Annotated in this window: 14 protein-coding genes and 2 pseudogenes; 4 read left to right on the top strand and 12 right to left on the bottom strand. The window is 59.6% G+C overall.

Annotation, left to right across the window (positions count from 1 at the left end; translation table 11 throughout):
• Positions 1-19: 19 nt before the first annotated feature.
• The 7 genes and pseudogenes from AC0IXS_RS26710 to AC0IXS_RS26680 form a co-directional block, all read right to left on the bottom strand.
• Positions 20-5,602 carry a DUF3320 domain-containing protein gene (locus AC0IXS_RS26710; RefSeq protein ID WP_471826129.1) on the bottom strand — a complete coding sequence of 1,861 codons (5,583 nt, stop codon included), beginning with the start codon at positions 5,600-5,602 and terminating at the stop codon, positions 20-22.
• A gap of 851 nt (positions 5,603-6,453) precedes the next feature.
• Positions 6,454-7,740: a type II toxin-antitoxin system HipA family toxin gene (locus tag AC0IXS_RS26705; protein WP_122668255.1), complete on the bottom strand. Its 1,287-nt coding sequence runs from the start codon at positions 7,738-7,740 to the stop codon at positions 6,454-6,456.
• Positions 7,733-8,050 (bottom strand): helix-turn-helix domain-containing protein, encoded by a 318-nt coding sequence (locus tag AC0IXS_RS26700; RefSeq protein WP_057408930.1) that lies wholly within the window; start codon positions 8,048-8,050, stop codon positions 7,733-7,735. Before AC0IXS_RS26700 ends, AC0IXS_RS26705 begins: the two co-directional genes overlap by 8 nt.
• Positions 8,051-8,280: 230 nt before the next feature.
• Positions 8,281-8,658 (bottom strand): annotated as a pseudogene (locus AC0IXS_RS26695) (MFS transporter); the annotation flags it as partial.
• 153 nt (positions 8,659-8,811) lie between these two features.
• A pseudogene (locus AC0IXS_RS26690) lies at positions 8,812-8,919 on the bottom strand (GntR family transcriptional regulator); the annotation flags it as partial.
• A 116-nt stretch (positions 8,920-9,035) separates the two neighbouring features.
• Positions 9,036-9,815 carry a YkgJ family cysteine cluster protein gene (locus tag AC0IXS_RS26685; RefSeq protein ID WP_057408932.1) on the bottom strand — a complete coding sequence of 260 codons (780 nt, stop codon included), beginning with the start codon at positions 9,813-9,815 and terminating at the stop codon, positions 9,036-9,038.
• Positions 9,816-10,055: 240 nt separating this feature from the next.
• Complete coding sequence (locus tag AC0IXS_RS26680; protein ID WP_057408933.1) at positions 10,056-10,640, bottom strand: TetR/AcrR family transcriptional regulator; 585 nt, start codon at positions 10,638-10,640, stop codon at positions 10,056-10,058.
• 207 nt (positions 10,641-10,847) lie between these two features.
• Between AC0IXS_RS26680 and AC0IXS_RS26675 the strand changes: the two genes are divergently transcribed.
• The 4 genes from AC0IXS_RS26675 (at position 10,848) to AC0IXS_RS26660 (ending at position 13,908) form a co-directional block, all read left to right on the top strand.
• On the top strand, positions 10,848-11,525 hold the full coding sequence (locus AC0IXS_RS26675) for a type 1 glutamine amidotransferase domain-containing protein (protein WP_057408934.1): 678 nt from the start codon (positions 10,848-10,850) through the stop codon (positions 11,523-11,525).
• Positions 11,526-11,639: 114 nt separating this feature from the next.
• Positions 11,640-12,764: an alkene reductase gene (locus AC0IXS_RS26670; protein WP_122668254.1), complete on the top strand. Its 1,125-nt coding sequence runs from the start codon at positions 11,640-11,642 to the stop codon at positions 12,762-12,764.
• Between the two features lie 146 nt (positions 12,765-12,910).
• Positions 12,911-13,336 carry a GNAT family N-acetyltransferase gene (locus AC0IXS_RS26665; RefSeq protein WP_122668253.1) on the top strand — a complete coding sequence of 142 codons (426 nt, stop codon included), beginning with the start codon at positions 12,911-12,913 and terminating at the stop codon, positions 13,334-13,336.
• Positions 13,337-13,464: 128 nt separating this feature from the next.
• Positions 13,465-13,908 carry an NUDIX hydrolase gene (locus tag AC0IXS_RS26660; protein WP_122668252.1) on the top strand — a complete coding sequence of 148 codons (444 nt, stop codon included), beginning with the start codon at positions 13,465-13,467 and terminating at the stop codon, positions 13,906-13,908.
• A 332-nt stretch (positions 13,909-14,240) separates the two neighbouring features.
• On the opposite strand, the gene AC0IXS_RS26655 is transcribed toward AC0IXS_RS26660, so the two are convergent.
• From AC0IXS_RS26655 to AC0IXS_RS26635, 5 genes are all read right to left on the bottom strand, one after another.
• Entirely contained in the window at positions 14,241-15,995 is a 1,755-nt protein-coding gene (locus tag AC0IXS_RS26655; RefSeq protein ID WP_057408939.1) for an OPT family oligopeptide transporter, read from the bottom strand.
• Between the two features lie 80 nt (positions 15,996-16,075).
• Positions 16,076-16,795 (bottom strand): haloacid dehalogenase type II, encoded by a 720-nt coding sequence (locus tag AC0IXS_RS26650; protein WP_057408940.1) that lies wholly within the window; start codon positions 16,793-16,795, stop codon positions 16,076-16,078.
• A 90-nt stretch (positions 16,796-16,885) separates the two neighbouring features.
• Positions 16,886-17,740 (bottom strand): oxidoreductase, encoded by an 855-nt coding sequence (locus AC0IXS_RS26645; RefSeq protein WP_449123979.1) that lies wholly within the window; start codon positions 17,738-17,740, stop codon positions 16,886-16,888.
• A gap of 122 nt (positions 17,741-17,862) precedes the next feature.
• Positions 17,863-18,393, bottom strand: a complete 531-nt coding sequence (locus AC0IXS_RS26640; protein WP_449123980.1) for a nuclear transport factor 2 family protein — start codon at positions 18,391-18,393, stop codon at positions 17,863-17,865.
• Between the two features lie 74 nt (positions 18,394-18,467).
• Complete coding sequence (locus AC0IXS_RS26635; RefSeq protein ID WP_122668250.1) at positions 18,468-19,538, bottom strand: aldo/keto reductase; 1,071 nt, start codon at positions 19,536-19,538, stop codon at positions 18,468-18,470.
• Between the last annotated feature and the right edge of the window lie 126 nt (positions 19,539-19,664).

Raw genomic sequence — 19,664 nt, 5'->3', positions numbered from 1 at the left:
GGACGCCCCCAAAAAATAGCTACTCCCGAACCTTCAGGAGGCCTTCTTCATCAACCAAACGACCACAGGCGACGACGTGTTCGACCATCGCCGCCACACGTTCTCGTACCGAAGCCGAGATAGCTCGGATGCCGATGGCGCGCGCAACGCGTTCGACGACCTGATCGCGGTTCGCGCCAAAGTTACGCGCTACGACGATGACGATGGCCTCTGCAAGTTCTGCTTCCGGTAGGTACTCCGCCCGGCGGAGCGTCAGTGAAGATACCTGCGAACGATCGCGTGGAACGACAGGCGCGCCGGCCATGGCGAGCCAAACGCCGTCACGCACCACAGAGTTCTGGCGGACAGCCACATCGATGGCCCTTTCGACGGCGTCCTGAATCCGGCTACCAGCTCGCTTGGCGCCCCAGGCGTCACGGATACGGGACACGACCTCATCGGCATGCACGGGTCCCTCTATACGCACAACATCAACCGCAATCTCGGTAAGAACGCCGGTCGGGGTATCGTGGATTTCTTCCGAACGATGTGTTGGCCGCTGTGGGTTCGCTTCGACATACGGTTCGAAGGTGAAATCACCGTCTTCCGTCCTCAGCTCCCGTTCGATGGCAGCTGCATCGACAGCCTGCTCTTTTGAAAGGACCTCTTCGACTACGCGCTCGTCGAACGCAGCACGAGCCGCATCAATCTGCCGGCAGATAAGGTCGAGTTGCTCTTGTGGACGCTGGAACCAATCGGTGCTCCAGATACGGTGGAGGTTCCAGCCATGATCGAGCAAAACCTGCTGGCGAAGACGATCACGGTCCCGGGCGGACTGGGCGCTATGATACGACGCGCCATCGCACTCGATGCCCAGGAGGAAGCGACCTGGGCGCTCCGGATCAGTCACCGCAAGGTCGATGTAGAACCCGGCCAGGCCCACCTGACGCTGGACACTGTATCCGCGAGATTCGAGAGCCGAGGCAACCTGCTCTTCAAATATGGAATCAAAGTCCCGTCCCGTGACGGCCGCCGTGTCGAGCTTCCCCGTGCGGGCATAGCGGAGAAAGATGCGGAACGCCTCGATCCCTTTGCGGCTGGCGGAAAATGCGGGATCGATGTCCTCATCGGTGATCGAGGAGAACACCTCGCATCGCTGCTTGGCACGGCTGATCAGCACGTTGAGCCGGCGCTCGCCGCCCTCGTTGTTGAGAGGCCCGAAACGCATGGGTACCTTGCCGCCCGGTACGGTCGGTCCATAGCCAACCGAGATGAAGATGACATCCCGCTCGTCACCCTGAACGTTTTCAAGGTTCTTGATGAAGAACGGCTCACTGTTGCGGCGGTTGAAGAAGGCCTCCACCTCCGCTGGCAAACCACGGCGCAGCACTTCAAGCTCGTCGAAGATGGCGCGGCTTTGCGATGCGGAGAACGCTGCTACACCCAAGGACAGCTTCGGGTGCAGTCGGGCGTGCTGGACGATGGCCTCAGCGACTACCTTGGCCTCCGGCCCGTTGACGCTCTTGACCGGTGAACCGAAGACGCCATCCCGAACAGGGTTGAAGCGCAGGCCCCGCCCACCCTCCTGAGTCCAGGGGCTGGGCACGATGAACAGCTTGTTTTCATAGAACTGACGGTTGCTGACCGCAATGAGCGACTGGTGACGGCTACGGTAGTGCCAGCGGAGCATGCGCATGGGCAGGCCGCGTGCGGTAAACAGGCCAAGGATGCTTTCAACATCGCCGACCTTCGTTGGCTCATCCTCGTCGATGTCTTCATCGCCACTGGTGAGCTTGGCAAAGAAACTGGTTGGCGGTAGCTGACGAGGGTCACCGACCACAACTACCTGCTTGGCGCGAGCCACCGCACCCAAGGCGTCGACCGGCTGGATCTGGCTCGCTTCGTCCATAACGAGCAGGTCGAACTCCAGTGCGCCCGGCGGCAGGAACTGCGCGACCGACAACGGGCTCATCATGAAGACCGGCTTCAGGGCGGTGAGCGCAGGGGCCGCGCGTTCGACCAGCTTTCGCAAGGCCATGTGACCCTTCTTCTTCTGAATTTCCCCCCGAAGCACCCCGAGTGGGCCAATCGAACCACTGTCCCTTCGAGGAACATTCTGGTGGTGAGCCTGAACGACTTCGCCTGCCGCCGCTGCGATGCGCTGGCGGTCAAGGTCGGCGAACTCGCGGACGATATGGCCGTGGGCGACGCCATCGAAGCGGCCCAGAGCCGGTTCAGCCTTCAGCACCCGACGGTATTGCCCTTCAAAATAAGCGAACTCGAACGCAGCGACCGCGCTCGTCGTCGATAGCCGTCCATCGGCAAGTCTGGCAACGACATCCGCGCAACCGTCGCCAATGGCTCGTGCAGCACGATCGCGATAGGCCAGCCACCGGTGTAGTTCTTCCTGTTCGGTAACCCAGCGTGATAGCCGTGCTGCCAGGGAATCCAAATGCACCTCATAGATCCGCGGCGCACCGACACTGGCTGACAGATCGAGTGCAAGCTCATCTGCAATGGAGTGGAAGGCCGTGGCGAGATGCGCGGCTTGCTCGTCAAGAGCCTTGGCGCGAGGAATGAGCGCCTCACGCTCGTTGACTCGACCGGCCAGCGCGCGGATGTCTCCATTGACTTTCAGCCAACCAGCAGCTGTCGATAGGGCGTCCCAATCACTGTCAAGCCCTCGCCACGCGGAGCCGAACAGCGCGTGGCCGAGGCTATACCCATCTCGTACGCCTTGGCGCCCCACGCGTCCCGCGTTCAGCCTTTCAAAAATGGCACAGGCTGATGCTGCGCTGGTGGGGGGCTGAATCAGGAAGCGGCTGGCCGTCGACCAGGCGTTCGTATGGCGGACGGCGAGCTGCAACAACGACTCGAGGTCGAGTTGTTCAGGCGCGGTGGCGTCACCGAACACCTGCGTTGCCTGTGCAAGAAAATCGGTATGGACGCCGGACAGGTTGGGAGCGACCTGGGAGAGCAAAAGGCTTACGTGCTTCGAACGCTGGGCGACATCATCCTTCTCAGGACCGCGGGAAGCGATAAGGCGGGGTTCTGCCCCGAGCCCGCGCAGGGACCGCATCCATTCAACCAGAGCCACCAGCGGCGCGGAGGCCGAGCGATCGCCTTGCCAGTCTTCAGCGAAGGCAGCCTTGCCGAAGCAGTCTTCATCGCGCAGCACACGCCGCGCTTCCTGACCGCGGATCAGGGTATCGAGAGAAGCCAGGGTCACCGGGAGAGGTTGGGCGGGCTGAACCAGGACCGAGCGCATGAGCTTGTTGGCTGCACGCCAGTCGCCACTGAGGAAGCGGAACAGGCTCCTGCCCTTGGCCGCGAGCGCGGCGCGGGCGGGACCTACGTCGATATCCCAGGCGAGCTCGTGGAGCTGACCTGCCAGTGACGTACGAACCCCTTCGAGGTCGGCAGCGGTTTGGGCGATCTGCCCGGCCCGCTCTACGCCGCCGTCCCATAGCTCGGAAGCGAACGTTTCGGGGCTTGCCGGTGGCGCATTTGCAACCCGCTCGCCGATCTTGGCGAGGCGGGCAAATTCCCCAACGGTCGGCGTGCATTCGCGGCCCAGTGCGTGAGCGAGACCGCGGCCCGCCTGCAATAACGCCGGGATGGCGTCGCGGACGGCGCAGAGGCGGCGAACAGCGTCCGCATCGAAGTCACCAGGGCATTCGGTGAGCGCCTGCTGCACTTCGTGAGTGTCCTCGTCCCACGCCTCGACATTGACTTCGCTCGACAGCGACTGGCGCAAGGCGGCATAGCGATCACCCAACGCCAGCAATGTATCGACCGCCGATACGTTCGACCAACCGTCATCTGCCATGGCGTCGGCATCAAGCACAGGCGCCACACTGATGCGCCGGGCGAGTGCGCTGACAGCGGCCAGTTCGTCGAGCCTGGACGGAGGCTGGGCTTCCAGCAAACTGGCAGTAGCATTCATATACTGCCGGGCGTCCTCGAGCTGGCCGCGCAGCGTTTCGATACGGGCGACGAGACGCTCACGATCGGTGGGCAGCATCGCTTCGATGCCCACCCCGGTAAAGGCGTGGTCGTCGGGTCTGCCGATGATCTCGATCCGTGTGACCAAGTCATTCAGAAGCGCATGACGCCGTTCGAAACCATCCGCCCCCCAAGCTTCGATCCCCTCCAGAACGACATCATTGGGCATCACCCCCGCTTGCCGCAGGCGTGCGAGATGGCCCATGACCTGGAAAGAGGACAGACTGGATGCTGGGTCGACGGCATGCAGCCGGGCCACATGGCCGTTCAACTCGTCCCGCGCTTCGGTCAGGCGAGCAATAAGGCTTCCCGTGGGAGCTGGCTTCGGCGCTCCGAGATCCCAGGTGCGTCGCAGCTCATCGAGTACCGCGCGCTTATTGGCCTTGTTGCTATGGAGTTCCAGGCACGCATCGCCCACGCCCTTTTCGTCAAGGCGCCGTTTTACCACCTCCAGAGCAGCCATCTTCTCGGCCACGAACAGGACCGTTTTGCCGTCCTTGATAGCCGAAGCAATGATATTGGCGATCGTCTGGCTCTTGCCGGTGCCAGGAGGGCCCTGGATGACCATGTCGCGACCGCGACGCACCTCATGGATGGCAATGGCTTGCGAACTGTCGCAATCGAGGATGTGGAGCATGTCCGCCGGCGAGATAACCGGATCGATGTTGGCGCTCTCGTCGAGCATTCCCTCTCCACCTGAGAAGCCGTCTGAGAGCAGGCCCTTAATGAGTGCGCGATCGACGAGTGTGTTGCCCTTGGGCCACACGGCAGGGTCGAGGTCTCTGTACATCAGGAATTTGGCAAACGAAAAGAACCCGACGGTCATCTCATCCGGCAGCACTTCCCACTGGGGCTTGTCCGCCACCGCAGCCGTGACCTCTGCAAAATAGGCATCGATGTCGAAGCTGTCGCTGGCTTCGAAGGCGGGCATACGAAGCTTGTGGATGCGGTCCAGGTACGCTTCCAACGACAGGTTGGATGCGACATCTTCAGCGCGGGCCTTGAGTCGAAATTTCTCGCCCGCCGTTCCGCGGTTCAACTCGACCGGAATTAAGATCAGTGGCGCATGGCGAACGTTGGCCGCATTGTTCGGATCGATCCACTTGAGGGCGCCAAGGGAGGCAAAGAGGACGTTGACGCCCTGCTCTTCCTCGAGTGTCTTTGAGTTCAGGTAGAGCTCGAGCAGATGCTTTTGCAGACCCTTGCCCGTGAGGCGAGTCTGGAGTTTTGTGTCGCTGTGACGGGTGAGCACGCCCCTCTCGTCGACGCTGTCGTCGGGTTGGGCAAGCTGTTCGATTTCATCGGAGTCTTTGGCCGGCTTTGCATCGTCGGCTGCCGAATCATTATCGGACTCATCAGTTGCCGCCTTGCCGGCCAGGAAGGTAAACGCCTTTCCCTCCCGAACGAGGAGGCGATACACCTCGGATATCTTCTCATCAACGATCGCTATCGACGAGGTACGGCTCGATCGCGGCATATTAAGGAGTCGATTTCGCGCTGAGAGGTCAAGCAACTGTGTACGCGCCTGCTCAAGCTTCTCGGCGTTGGGGAGCGCGCTCTGAAAAATCGATGCATCCATGGTCGAGTCGGGCGTCGCTGCTTCTGTCTTACTGTCCATCGTCATGTCCCTGGCGGACCATTTCCGCCGAACGAGCCCTTCATTGGGCGATCAGTCTATTTTCGCATCTCGGGCGGACATACGTTGGCTGCCGATAAGGCCAGGAGCCAAGTTGCGACCAGAAATCTCCTTCCAACATCGAAACTGCGTGCGCCTGTTCCAGATCGCATCCATATTAATCCACTGGGAGGCACTTCCAGTACGGTGATTTGATGTCGAGCAATCAATTTATGTAGAGGGCTGGATACGTGTGTCCATGCCGCTTCCTCTGTCACACCATTCGATAGGCTTTAGTGCGCCGTCCTCGGTGTGCCCTTGCCGACGTTTTCGCACAACCCGTTAAAACCAGGGACGACCACGCATGACTATGGTTCTCCTCATGCTCACTGTATCGCGACTCGGCGACATCCTCCCGCACAGAGCTTGACGACTGGATTGACTTGGCTTTCTTCGTCCTGAAGATATTTGGCATGGTTATAGGCCGAACCCCCTTATTCGGATCAGCATGGGAACAACTGCGTATCCACCCAAATTGAAGTGCCCCTCCAAAAGTTGAACACAACTTTGGAGGTGTCATGCGCAAATACACAGAGCAGATCAAACTCGCAGCCGTGCTGGATTATTGTTCCGGCAAAACGGGTTTAAGGGATGTTGCAGAGCGTCATCAGGTGGACTAAACAGCCGGACCGCAGCAGGCCTTGTCCTCATCCTAGTTTCAGGCTTCATCCTGCTGAAAGGCCACCGTCACGCGCTGAACGCTTCACTTGTACAGCCTTAACAAGGAGCTGTTCATGCTGCTGGGACTGTCGCCAGGCATGGTGATATGAGAGTCGCCCCACCCTTCCTGCTCATCAACGGCGACCGCGGCCTTCATGACCTTGGTGCAACCGATCGACGTTCTGATCAATACGGCCCTGAATCACGCGCAAGGTGTCTGAAGTAATACCCCCAGGACACAGCTTCTCTGCAACGCTCGTAAATCGGCTCGCCACATCACAAATACCATCAATCATCCTACCGGCAACGTCCGGAGGCACCTCGGCCTCTTCGGCAAGCCGAAGCATGTGTGCGCGGGAAATCGACAGGGCTTCTCCCATCACATCCATCTGGTGATATCCACCTGGCCCCTCACAGAAGGTCACGTCGTAAGCCGGGGACAGTTTCCACTGACCGTCTTGCGACATGATGTAAGCAAAGTTCTTGGGGTGATCGTCTCTGTTGTTGAATGCAACATTGAAGACGGCACGTTCGAAGGCCACCGCCATCTCTCGCACATCGTTGGTACACATCTGTGTTGCACGCAGGAAATTGACGTAATCCATTACGCCTGGAGACCGGTAATTGGCCCCTGTAAAGGCGGCAAGGCTTTGCATGGGGATGCGCAGCCCCTCCTGTCGGTCGAATCGCTTGCTGGCAAAAGCAGCCAGCCCATCAGGCAGACTGAAGTACTCCGTGTCAGGGGTTTCAATCCCGCACATGCGCAGGCACTCGGCGTAGGCCATTTCGATAGCGCACACTTCGGCATGCTCTTCTTTGGCCGGAAACTTGACCATCCATGCTTCAAAACCGGGTGTGACCGCCGTGGTAAACGCGCCGGTTTCGGGATCGCGATAGACGAGCGCCTTGGGCCTTGCTCCTTGAGGCGAGCCACCGACCAGCATCAATGTCTGCAGAAACTCGCCACCGTCTCCACGCAGCACTTCCTGCACTTCGGCGGCAAGTTTTTCCAGCGGGATATGGACTTCGGCCCCCTGCCCTTCGGGCGCCACGGGTTCAAACGTCATGGCGCCCATGGCATTGCTGCCGATGTAGGCCAACCGTTCCAGTGAGCCGATACGCGCCGTGGTGAGCCCGCGGCGCCTGAACATACGGTCCATCAACAACATTCCCCACCCATCGGGCAAGGAGTCGTAGACAGGCCCGGGCAAGTACAGCTGGTGGTCCGGGAAATCCTTGCGCAACTGAGGCCCCTGCAACGGGAGCGTGTAGGAAGACAGCTCCAGGCCTCTTTGCCTGGCTTCATTGCTGTACTCGAACACGATCAGCGGGCGACCGGTCAGGGCGGTTGTGGAGACCAGCGTGCCCCATTGCCACCGCTCGCCCCAGCCCTCGTAGAAGACGTTTACCTGCTCAAGCATTGCCGGATTTCCTCTTCGTACGAAGACGATTGGCGCTGTTTTCATAGCGCCGAATATCTTCGATGCTATCCAGCTTTGGCAGGAACAAACCTTCAAGCTCCCTGGTTCGGCCAAGCGCCATCGCCACACGAACGACGTTCTCGAATCCTACATTGCGCCCGGCTTCAAGGTTCGACACGGTGTTTGTACCGATGCCGGCACGTCCGGCCAGGTCGGCTTGTGTCATGTCCAGCGCGAGCCGCTCTGTGCGCAGGCGATCGCAGAGGCGCCTGACGACTTCGCTCGGCTTGCTGAAGCTTAAATCCAACATCGTGCACACCAAGCCCGTTCGCTGATCGTTAATCTACAAAATTGTAGAGTTAATGCCCTTAGGTATCAAGCGACTTAATTCCCAGATATCGTGGCTTATACGACGATATTGGGCTTTAACCACAATATGGTGGATTTAACCCACATAAAAAGTCGAGCCGTTGGTGTCCTCTGCAATTGCATTCTGGTCCACTGAAATCCCGGCAGCCCTCACCACCGGGACCAAACCCATCAAAGTCCCGTCTGAGCAACCAACACTTGCGGCCGATGAGAAAACAGCTGCAGGAACGCTCCGCCGAGCGCGCAGCCTGCCATGACAAAGAAACACACCGTGTAGCCGTGAAGGCTCGTCCAGCCACCGCCCATGCTGATCAGTGTGCCCATCAATATCGGTGCGATACCGCCACCGATGAACATTGCCGTGGTGATGATGCCGTTGGCGGTCGAGGTGGCAGATGGCTGTGCGGAGTCAGAGGCCACTGCGTAGTAGATCGGCCAGACTGCGTTGGCGACCAGACCGAACAGCAGTTGCACGACGATGATGATGAATGTGGTGTTGGCGAAGTAGAACGCACCGACGCTGGCAGCCATCCACACGCCGTAGATGAGCCTTGCTTCCTGGGCGAGCCCCGGCCTGTTCAACCACTTGGGCGATGCCCTTGCGCGCCATCGTATTGAGTGGCCGCTCAACGCTGGTGCCGTCACAAAGGTTCCACGGTTGCCGCGACGCTCAAGCATCCCTCGGTCGATCAGTATCTGCAATGCCTTGCGCAAGGTCATGCGGCTGATGCCCAAGTGCTCAGCCAGGTCCCGCTCCGCCGGAATACGCTCAGTCGGCCCGAACTCCGGGCGTTCAGCATTTGGTGGCATTTACTCTGGTTGGCCTGTTTCGAGCGACCGAGCACCGGTTGCTGACGTATCAACGGTTGCGCTGAAGTCTCGGTATTTTTTTTCATTCTGTAAAAGTACGAGCATCCCCGGCAGGCTCACACGGCAACGGAATGAAAGATGTAGTCAGTCTGTTTTCCAAAATCCATTTCAACGCCCGCCAAGTCCAGACGGGTGTGAAGATCGGCATCATCGGCACGGACTTTCCAGGACACGTTTGCAGGCACAGGATCCCCTGCCCTGACGAGCCTTATGGCCTGCCGCAGTAACACGCGGTCAGCCAAGTAAACAGCCAGGGCATCGCCTTTCCAGGCCGCGACGTTCATTCCCATGTGTTCACACACGGCAATCTTGGCCCCGGCATCGTCTCGGTCAGCCTGGCGGGAGCGTTGAATCTGATCCTCCAGGACAGGGTCAACGACCAGATCGGAAAACAACACGTCGCCCGACTCCCAGACTTCCGGCGGACAAACCTTTTCTTCGGGACGCAGGGTCAGAAACGGGTTGATTTCCATGGGATAGATTCGACAGACCAGCGGCCGGTCTTCGTAGATTCCGCAGCGGTTATCCTCACCCAGACTCGGGCACTGTGTCAGCGCGTTACCCGCAAAGACGGCGACCACCTGGATGCGTGCCTCGCCACTGATCACTTCCGCAGCGCGCTTGACGCTGTGGGCGTAGTGCGCCGGATCAAGGTAGGTCGAGTGGTCGAACGCTTCAAGTATGACGGCGACATCGTTACCGCGATCCAGCCATTCCTCGGCCTCTCGTAGCGTGAGAGGTATGAGACGTCCTTTGCAGCAGATTCCGCATCCATTGCATGCAAACGTAATCGGGCCGCTTTTCGTCTGCATGGGGGGTTGGCTTTCGGGCTTCATGGTCAGTCCTTAACGCTCACCCTTCACTCTTCGTGTAGCGGCGACGGCTAAAAAAGAAAAAGGGTATACATCAAATGCGGGACGGCAATCAGCCAACAATTAGTTACCAATTATATGTAAGCAAGCCTTCGCAGGCCGGTCGCCTGTCAGCTCTGAAAGGCGACGTTGAATTATCCAGACTCGTATCCGCACGGCAGATAGGCATCTAGCTGTTAGAGGCGGAATCGAACAACTAGCCGATCAGGCCCGCAGCAACCGCTTCGTCGTCTCCATCGCCCTGCCCAGTGAATGCCCGGTGCGCTGCAACTTGTTCAGCAGACTGGCCCCCAGCCAAAGCTGATAAAGCGTCTCCGCCAGTGCACGGGCATCGCCGACAGGCAGGCACTTGTCGGCTTGTCCTTGCTCGATGCAAACAGTGATACGCGACACGACCCGCTCCGTGCCGTCACGCAGCGTAAGACGCATGGTTTCGGAAAGGTCCGACACCTCGGCACTGAGCTTGACCACCAGACATTCGTCGCCCTGCCCGTCCGGCACGCAGCGATCCTGCCAGCCCTGCCAGTAGTCCATCAAACGCTCGTAAGCGCTCAGACCGGGCAGCGTGAGACGTCGCTCCATGTCAGCGAGGTAGCCGACAAAGTAGTCCTCCAGCAAGGCCTGGCCATAGAGCTCCTTGGACTTGAAGTAGTGATAGAACGAGCCCTTGGGCACGCCTGCCGCCTGCAGAAGTTCGTTCAGGCCGACGCTGGTGAAGCCTCGCTCGGCCATCATACGGTGGCCGGTGTCGAGCAGGTGTTGGCGGGTGTCGTCGTAGGTCGGTTTCATGGGGCGGATTACCAGGCAATAGACCAGTCGTATTCGAAGGACCGAGAGTTTGCCACATCCGGTGGTGAAAAACCTCGGGTTAAAAAAACTACTAGACGACTGGTCTAATTAGAAACTATGCTGCGCCCCGTCAACCTATTCCACAGGTACTCGGGACACGCAAATTCATTGCACGTCGCTGATGCCTGACCAACTACAGGGTGCGCTATGAAAATCTTGATGGTTCTGACCTCACACGATCAGCTCGGCAACACCGGCAAGAAAACCGGCTTCTGGCTGGAAGAATTCGCCGCCCCCTACTTCGCCTTCAAGGACGCTGGCGCAGAGATCACACTGGTTTCGCCAGCGGGCGGCCAGCCTCCGCTGGATCCGAAGAGCGATGAGCCGGATGCACAGACCGCCGAGACTGATCGTTTCCGCAATGACCCTGCTGCTCAGCAGGCATTGGCCACTACCGGTCGCCTGGCTGATGTCAGCGCTGATGACTTTGATGCGGTGTTCTACCCAGGCGGTCATGGCCCGCTGTGGGACCTGGCCGAAGACAAGCATTCCATCGCGCTGATTGAAGCCTTTGATCGCAGCAACAAGCCACATGGCTTCGTTTGCCACGCACCGGGCGTGTTGCGTCACGTGGTCGGAGCCGATGGCAAGCCGTTGATCCAACACCGCGAAGTGACCGGTTTCACCAATGCCGAAGAAGCTGCGGTCGGCCTGACCGACGTCGTGCCTTTCCTGATCGAAGACGAGTTTCAACGCCTTGGCGGCCATTACTCCAAGGTTGCTGACTGGCAAGTCCATGTGGTCGCTGACGGCCAACTGGTCACGGGTCAGAACCCTGCCAGCTCGGCTGCAGTGGCCGAGAAGCTTCTGAAGATGCTTGGCTGATCCGTAGACCAGTATCCGTCCTCGGCAGCTCATGAAACCGTGTGCCTGGCACACGGTTTTATTTTCAACCAAATACTAGTCGACTGGTCTAATCAGGCCAAACAAGGTACACCGATGAAAAACAGCGTTTTCTTCACCCCAGCCAAACTGGGTTCCCACACCCTGAAAAACCGCATCGTCCTGCCGCCGCTGACTCGCCAGCGCAGCACGCAACCGGGCAACGTCGCCAACGAATTGATGGCCGAGTATTACCAACAGCGCGTCGGTGCTGGCCTGCTGGTCACTGAAGGCACACAGATCGAGCCGCGCGGTCAGGGTTATGCCTGGACTCCGGGTATTCATACCGCAGAGCAGATCGCCGGATGGCGCAAAGTGACCGAAGCCGTTCATGCCAAAGACGGCGTGATCTTCGCTCAGCTCTGGCATGTGGGCCGTGTATCGCATACCGCCTTGCAGCCAAACGGCGATGCCCCCGTGTCGGCCTCTGCCGTTGCCACTGATCGCGTCAGCGTGTTCATCGAAACCGCCCCCGGCGCAGGCGAACTGGTTCCACCTTCCGCTCCACGAGCGCTGAGCACCGATGAAGTCCAGGAACTGATCCAGCTTTACATTCAGGCTGCGCGCAACGCCATGGAAGCCGGCTTCGACGGTATCGAACTGCACTGCGCCAACGGCTATCTGGTCAACCAGTTCATTTCCGCTCACAGCAACGTTCGCACCGACCAGTACGGCGGATCGCTGCAGAACCGCCTGCGTTTTCTGCGCGAAGTAGTGGCGGGTGTGGCCGAATGCATCGGCAAGGAAAAGGTCGGCGTGCGTTTTGCGCCACTGTTCACGACCACCGACGAAGCCCGTACTTACCTGGGCATGGTCGAGGAAGACCCGCACACCACGTACATCGAAGCGATCAAGATCCTTCAGGATGTGGGCATCGCGTACCTGTCCATCGCCGAAGCCGACTGGGACAACGCACCTGCCATGCCGGAAACCTTCCGCCGTGCAGTGCGCGACACGTTCAAGGGCGCGATCATCTACGCAGGCCGCTACAACGCCGAATCGGGCGCCAAACTGCTGGACTCAGGACTGGCAGACTTCGTTGCGTTCGGCCGCCCGTTCATGGCCAACCCCGACCTGCCTGCGCGGATCAAACATGACTGGCCCTTGAATACGCTGAACCCGGCGACGGTGTATGGCGGGAATGCCGAGGGGTATACGGATTATCCTGTTTATCGTGATTGACCCACAGGGTTTATCAGGCGCGCGCTTTTTGTAGAAGAGCGCGCGCCAACTTTTCAGCGCATTTTTTCGGAGCTCATTCTGGACACCGACCGCTTTGGCACTTCGTTTGCCTGTGTGTTTGGCACACACATGCAGGGTGCACTGAAATGAGAGAATGGATAACCGATGACAAGGTCGGTAGTGACTTTCTGCAGAGTATTAGAAAGGGCGTGATCGACACCGGCCGCGATTTATCCGAGCCACTAGGCGGAAATGCCAAAGCCATTGCCTGTGCACTCACTGAAGACTCGTTGCTCATGGGCGGTGCCACTGGCCGCACGGAGTTTCAACGCCTGTTTGTCAATTTCCTCTGGGTCGATCAACAATGGCGCGGAACCGGGCTCGGTGCCGAAGCACTGCGCAGGCTTGAGGCGCTGGCGCTCGAAAGAGGTTGCGTGGATTCAATCATTGAAACGCTGGATGACGGGGTTGCCGGTTGGTATCAGCGCATCGGCTATGTGCTGATCGCACACATCCCCAGGTATTGCGGACCGTGGAATCGGCACATTCTTTTGAAGTCGCTTGTTGGATAACTCAGTCATACCCAGACTGTCTTGCTTTGACCAGCGCCTCAACGTCATCGAAAAGCCACACAATGACGCATTCGCAAAAAAAAAAGGCTGATCTCACAGCGCTGTTTACTCACAAGGATGTTCCCACCATGTCGTTACCATGCATTCGTCCCCTCGCCATCTGCATCTTCCATCACCAAGGGAAGATTCTGGTGAATGAGTTCTACGACGAGGCCAAACAGCAAACCTTCTTTCGCCCCGTCGGCGGAGGTATCGAGTTTGGCGAAAGGAGTAGCGACGCCATCATCCGGGAAGTCCAGGAAGAGCTAGGCCTATCAATCAGCAACCTGCGACTGATCGGCACGCTGGAAAGCATTTTCACTTACGCTGGCAAGCCCGGACACGAGATAGTCCAGGTGTATGACGCGACGTTTGATGACGTGACTGTTTACGAAAAGCTCCTGCTGGACGGGTATGAGAGCGACGGATCGTGTTTCAGGGCAGCGTGGCGTACAGCGTCCAGCTTCTCGACTGAATCTCCCCTCGTACCTGAAGGCCTGTCAGAACTGCTCGAGAGGGCTTCGCTGCTTTGATGTGCAGCGAACCATACAAAGCAGCGAACTGTGGGATGCCCCGCCACGTCTTCGATGTAGCGCTGTCGTTCAGCAAACACGGACCGTAGCGCGCTTGCCCGCGATTGCGTCAGTTCAGTCGCTGATTTTCTGTCTGTAAGATCCTATCGGATTGCCGCCCAGACCAAGCCCGCTCCTACAAAATCTTTTTCTTCAGTAAGTTACAGGCTGTTTGATAAGAGGCAGCTTAGCTGCGATCTGCCGGGGCCCAGCAGCAAAACTGCTCATCCAACGCATTAGATGAAACCGCCAAAATATCCCGCGCCCTGCGTGCAAAAGCATATCTCTGCACTTCAACCATTCCCCACCATCTGCCACAACGACGCCCCCACCCCGGTAATACTCTCCCCTGCAATCAGTCCCGCAGCCGCGGTAATCGCGAACCGCTCGGTCAGGCTCGCCCAGCGGCAGCTCACCAGCCAGGTCACGATTGCGCCGAGGGCCATCATCAGCGATACCGATGCGGGCAGTACAAAGGCCAGACCCAGCGCGGCGGTGCTGGGGAGGAATCTGGCGCGGCGTGGGGGCAATACGCTGTCGAGAATGCCCAGCAGCAGCCCGGCCAGCCCGCCGATGAAGATCGCCCAGCGGATGCTCGTGGAAAGCGAGTCCAGCCCGTGGGTCAGGGTTTGCGCTACCGCTTTCCAGGTAGCGACGGCGGGCGCAGGCCATTCTTCGGTGAGCAGCATGTTCTGCGGATCGGGGATCAGGGCCAGGTAGGCAAACACGCCAACGATGCTGCCGACGAAGATCCCCAGGGTTTGCGCGATCAATTGTTTGCGCGGTGTCGCACCGATGGCGCGGCCGACCTTGAAATCGTTCATCAGGTCGGTGCACTGCCCGGCCGAACCGCCTGCGGTGTTGGCGCTCATCAGGTTGATCGGCACCTGACCCGGCGCGACGATGCCAAAGCTCAACTGGGAAAGCTGGCCAATGGCGCCGATGGGTGGAATGCCAGTGGCGCCGACCACTCGGGCAGCCACTGCGGCCAGGCAGATGGCCAATGGAATGGTCAGCAGCGCCATCCACAGATTGATGCCGAACAACAGGGCCTGCAGGCTGACCACCAACACAATTGCCAGCGCGAAACCGGCTGCCGGTCCAGGCTTTGGCAGGGTCCAGGTTTTGCCGCCCTCCGCCCGGGTAGTTTTGTGCAGTGACCAAAGCCGTATCGCCAGCGACGCGAGTGTCGAGCAGACCATCAGGCTCACGCCCGGCCACAGCAACCACTCCACCAGCGCGGCGAACTGTGGTCCGCTGCTGTCGGGCGCCAACTGCACCAGCCCCTGTTCCAGCAGCCAGGGCGCCAGCCCGCCCCACGCCAGAACGGCACCGAGCAGCAACGTCAGGCCCACGCGAATGCCGATGATCGCGCCAAAGCCCACCAGAAGCAGCGAGGGGTCGGCGGTAAAGGTCAGACGCTCCAGCTGTGCGTTGGGCGACCAGCGTGGCAAGGCCCACATGAACGTATCGACCCACTTGACCGATGCCGACAGCAATGCAGCGCTCAGCAACACTTTGAGACGTGTTGCGGCTTCATGGCCGTGGTTGTAGATGTGCAGCAGGGTTTCCAGCGTCGCCATGCCTTCGGGAAACTTCAGCGCCTTGTCGTTGAGCAGCGACGGGCGCAGGTACCAGGCGATCCAGATGCCCAGAAAACTCACCGAGAACACCCAGGCGATCATCGGAATCGCATCCAGTTGCTGGCCGGTGAGCAGCGTGTAGGCAGGAATCGGCGCAACCAGCCCACCGGAAATGATCGATGCGGCGGCAGAAGCGACCGTCTGGTTGATGTTGCTTTCGTGCAGGGTCCAGGGCAATTGCCTGCTCGAACGCCGGGCCAGCCCCTGCCAGATGCCATAGCCGATCAGCAAGGCAATGATCGACATGTTGAACGACCAGCCGATCTTGAGTCCCGCGTACACATTGGAAGGCGTCAGGAGGATACCGAGCACAATCCCGGTAACCACAGCGCGCAGGCTGAGCTCACGCTCTACAGGTCCGGCCAGCGAAGTCGTCGACGAAAGCGATGGCGAGGCTTGGTGCATGCGAATTCCTTATCGGCAATGAAACAGCGCGGTCACTCAACGCGGCGGCTTAACAAGTGAGCGCTGTATCGTCGGAAGGTTCAGGGGGCGGTGCAAAGCTGCCGGGCGAGATCGATGAGACTGTCGGCTTCGTAGTCCCAGTCCTGGGCATAATCCGCGTCGGGCGCGGGCGCTCCACCGTACTCCATGGGCCGATGGACAAAAGCCGTCATCAGCCCGCAATCCCTGGCTGCCGCCAGATCGCTGTGATGGCACGCCACCAGACACAATTGCTGTGGTTTCAGGCCCAGAGCATCGACTGTCGTCAGGTAGGCGGCAGGCTCCGGTTTGTAGGTCTGGGCAAATTCGGCTCCCAGCAAGGCGTCCCACTGCAAGCCGTTGTAGCGGTTCATCGCGATCATCAGCTCGACGTTGGCGTTGGACAGGGTCACGACAGGCAGACGCTCGCGCAGTCGCACCAGCCCTTCAGGCACATCGGGCCAGGGATCCAGCCGCCGCCAGGCGTGGGCGAGCCGCCATAATTCATCGGGCTGAATCCGGCCGACGTCCAGGCCGTGGGTCGTCAACAGCTGTTGCAGCGTCTCGTGGTGCAAGGTGTCCAGCACCACGAAGCCCCTTGCCTCATTGATGCACTCGCGCATTGCCGGGGCGTACAGCTTGCGCCACTGCAACGCGAACTCGGCCGGGCTGACCGAAGGCAGGTTGTTCGCCAGAAACGCTGCGGTTTCGCGGGCAATACCCGAATGCCAGTCAACCACTGTACCGAAGACATCAAACGCCAGCGCTTTTGGAAGCGTCATCGGGTTCCTCCTGAAGTTGCCATCGGGAACCACTGTAGTGAGTAAACGCGCGTCTGGCGAACATGGATTGATCGGGCGATGCCGGCCGGATCAACCTGGCTGGTGAGACGTGCGTGCCTGCGGAGGCGATTTTGCGTCCAGTTTCAGGTTCTTGCGGATGGCCGCATCCAGAAAACCCGCTGGCGCAAAGCGGCGCATGAATTGAAACTGGCCAGCGGTTTTACCGGCGGTATAACGCAACTTGGGACGCTCGGCACGCGCAGCCTTGAGCACCACCTGGGCGACCACATCCGGGCTGTCGGCATTGGCCATGGCGTGGTTGACGGCTTTGGACACCCTGGCCCGCACGTCCTGATAGAGCTCAAGCTTGGCGTCGGCTTCGAGGTTGTTGGTTTCGAACGAGGTCTTGGTGTAGCCAGGCTCGATGATCGTGACCCGGATACCAAAGGTGCGCAACTCGTGATCCAGAGATTCCGAGTACCCTTCCACTGCGTGCTTGCTGGCTGCATACAGCGCAACGAACGGCACCGGCACGATGCCCAGAATGGAGCCGATGTTGATGATTCGGCCACCGCCCTGCCGACGCATGTGCGGCACGACCGCACGGGTGGTGCGCACAATGCCCAGAAAATTGGTGTCGAAGATCGCCTTGGCCTGCTCGATTGAGCTCTCTTCAGCCGCTGCTGGCGAAAGTCCGAATCCGGCGTTGTTGACCAGCAGGTCGATACGCCCTTCCAGCACCAGCAGTTCCTTGATCGCCGCCTCGACGGACGCATCGTCGGTCACGTCGAGGGCCAGCATCGAAAAGTTGCGCTGTCCGCTCTGATTCCCTTTCCGGCTGGTTCCGTACACGGTATAGCCTGCCGCAACGAGCGCATTGGCAGTGGCTTCGCCGATGCCGGAAGAAGCGCCGGTCACCAGTGCTACAGGTTTAGGAGTCGTCATGGGAATTCCTTCGCGGGTCGATTGACTGAAGATGGCGCTATGATGATGAACGTAATCGTAGCCGTCAACGACTTTGATGCTGATCGACATCAATAAACATCTATCGCCCGAATGTAAACCTTCTATCCGCCGCTCGCGGCAGGCACTGGAATCCGTCGTAACACATCGTCGTAAGGTGCAAGATCGAGAAACGCGGTGGCTTCAAACGCCTTGCCGTCACGCATGTGAAAGATCCACGCGTAGCTGTTGTTGTAAGCCTGTCCGTCGCGCGCCACGCCAACGCCGTCCCACTGAACGATGACGTGATCGCCATCCGCCCAGACGCGTTTGCTTACCGGCCTGACCGGACTGGACAACCGCGACACGAACGGTTGCACCGCCTGCTGAACGAATGAATCGACGCCTCGATAAACGCCCGCGCTGGGACCCGAACCCTTGATGGTCCAGACCACATCCGGCCACAGCATGTCAGTGAAGAATGTCGTCCCTCCAGCCGCCCAGCGATCAAAGGCCTGAGCCACGAGCTGCTTGTTGTATGCCTCGATATACGGGCCGCAAGCGGCATGAGCGATGCCGAAAATCAGCCCGGCGCCAATCAGGGACGCCACTGTCAGCGCCAACGCGTGGATGTTTTTCAGAATGGAAACGTGCATCTAAAGACTCCTTCGGCCGTCACGGCATTGAAGAGCAGAAGGCCCGCCCAGGATGAGCGGGCATTTGCGAGCTGTCACATCCGGTTTTGCAGCCGGGCACCGCCGAAGATCAGTTGCTGAACCATAGGCCGCGACACGAAGCGCTCGGGGAAGATCGGCGCGGGCGCACTGATCTGATCCAGCCGGGCGACCTGTTCGTCATCCAGTTGCAGATCAAGTGCGGCCAGATTGTCCAGCGCCTGCGCAAGCGTCCTGGCACCCAGTACCGGCGCAACCACGGCCGGGTTCATGAGCGTCCAGGCCAGTGCGACCTGTGAAGCCGTGACGCCGATGTCTTTCGCGATCTCACCCACGACACTGGCGATTTCGAGCGATCGCTCGGTCATGTGCCCCGATGAACTGATCACGCCCTTGCGCGTGGTCGAAACCCCCGCTTCGCTGACCTGTTGCAGATCGTCGCGGCTGTACTTGCCGCTCAGAATGCCGCCACCCAGCGGCGACCACGGCAGCACGCCAAGCCCCATCGCTTCGGCCATCGGAATCAGCTCGTGCTCGACACTGCGTTCGACCAGGCTGTACTCGATCTGCAGCGCAACCAGCGGCGACCAGCCACGCAGCAGGGCCAGGGTTTGCAACTCAGCGACCTTCCACGCCGGGGTGTTACAGATACCGAGGTAAAGCACCTTGCCGGCGCGCACCAGATCGTCCAGCGCACGCATCACTTCGTCGGCGGAGGTGGTGAAGTCCCAGGCATGCAGGTAGAGCAACTCGATGCGATCAGTGTCGAGCTGCCTGAGGCTGGTCTCGACCGAGCGCATCAGGTTCAGCCGATGGTTGCCGCCCGAGTTCGGATTACCCGGATCACGCGCCATGGTGTACTTGGTCGAGACGACGAGGCGCTCGCGCTTGCCCTTGAGAAACTGCCCCAGGATGCGCTCCGACTCGCCGTTGGTGTAGTTGACGGCGGTGTCGATGAAATTGCCGCCCTTGTCGACATACGCATCGAATATCTGCCGTGCCTGATCGGCCTCGGCGCCCCAGCCCCAGTTGGCACCGAAGGTCATGGTGCCAAGTGCCATGGGCGAGACGCGCATACCTGATCGTCCGAGCAGGCGGTAGTGGTCGAGTGCAGTGATAGCGGGCATGATGGCCTCCTTGTGGATGTGAAGTTCTGAACAGTCAGGTTCAGTCTGCCGTCAGGAAGGCGCTGCGCTGTAGCCGGATAATCCTGCGTTCTTGCACGATTATCCGAACGGGATTGAAGGCTGTTT

Source organism: Pseudomonas sp. AC016 (assembly GCF_979253365.1).
Note: the sequence above shows the minus strand (reverse complement) of the source record. Positions and strands in the feature narration are given on the sequence as shown.